The 1,046-nt window shown below is 29.8% G+C and carries 2 protein-coding genes; both read left to right on the top strand.

Annotated elements, in window-relative coordinates; genetic code table 11:
• Nucleotides 1-24 precede the first annotated feature (24 nt).
• Nucleotides 25-696, top strand: coding sequence for a hypothetical protein (locus tag AB1349_14650; GenBank protein MEW6558566.1), 672 nt, complete (start codon nt 25-27; stop codon nt 694-696).
• Nucleotides 697-729: 33 nt separating this feature from the next.
• On the top strand, nt 730-1,038 hold the full coding sequence (locus AB1349_14645) for a hypothetical protein (GenBank protein ID MEW6558565.1): 309 nt from the start codon (nt 730-732) through the stop codon (nt 1,036-1,038).
• The last annotated feature ends 8 nt before the right edge of the window (nt 1,039-1,046 follow it).

Genomic DNA, 1,046 nt, shown 5'->3' with positions numbered 1-1,046 from the left:
TTTTTAAAAAATGAGTAAATAATTATGAATAATGATTATACAAAACGACTTGAAATTGTAGTTAAACAAATGCTTCAACCCTTGAAAGATATTCCATTTAATTTAGTAATAGAATCTTTGACAGGTAAAAAAGTTCTTAGATTTAATAATGAATCGAAAGATCACCAAAAAGTTTTAGATTTGTTAAGACAAGCAGCAATTAGCGCAGGTAAAAAAGTAAACAAAACAGGAATTTTAAGACCAAGACCCAACGAAGTCGGCAATGATATTGAACCTTATGTAAAAGTAGCATTGAATACACTGGACCTAAATGCCGGAGTTCCAACTACTGGAAAGAGCGGGAAAAAGAAAGCCACCGGATACCCGGATATTTTATTTTGGTTTAACAAAAAACCATATTATTTAGAATGTAAAACATACAACATTGATAATATAGAAACAACTCAAAGGAATTTTTATTTTTCCCCCTCAAATGAATTCAAAGTAATTTACGATGCCACTCATTTTATGTTATCTTTTGAAATCTATGTTGCAGGTGAAAAAGGCGATAACCACATTTACAAATGTAGACATTTCAAAATATTATCAATAGAATCTCTATCACTGGATATTAAGTATGAATTCAATTCGGATAATAAAAGAATGTATTCGGGCAAAGATGGGGCAGTTATTTTAGCGGAAGGTGAAATAAAGTAAAAAAATTTAGTGATATATGCAAAGGTTATAAAAATGAGAAACAAAAATTATATTGCTAAAGGATATAAAAAACCATATATCGTAAATTGTGAATTTATCAGCGGACGATATTCTCAATTATTTTATCAAGTGTTTTACACGAGTAACAAAAATAAGTTGGCAAAAATGATTAAGACATATTTTGAGAATTATTATGGACCAGGGAACAATACCGAGACAAAAAATGACGTTTACTATTACTTCAATGGCGAGGTTGCGGTTAAAGTGGAAGGGTGGGAAGAAATAAAAAGTTTTAGTCAATTACTGAATAAACTTGATAACGGTTTTGCCAAAACAGGTTAAATAAACGA

This window comes from Elusimicrobiota bacterium (assembly GCA_040757695.1).
Classification (GTDB): Bacteria; Elusimicrobiota; UBA8919; order UBA8919; family UBA8919; genus JBFLWK01.
This window is presented reverse-complemented; position numbering and strand designations above follow the sequence as displayed.

What these genes read in the sequence shown, in the direction of transcription:
- AB1349_14650 (MEW6558566.1), top strand. Translation starts at nt 25, where the DNA reads ATGAATAATGATTATACAAAACGACTTGAAATTGTAGTTAAACAAATG.
- AB1349_14645 (MEW6558565.1), top strand. Translation starts at nt 730, where the DNA reads ATGAGAAACAAAAATTATATTGCTAAAGGATATAAAAAACCATATATC.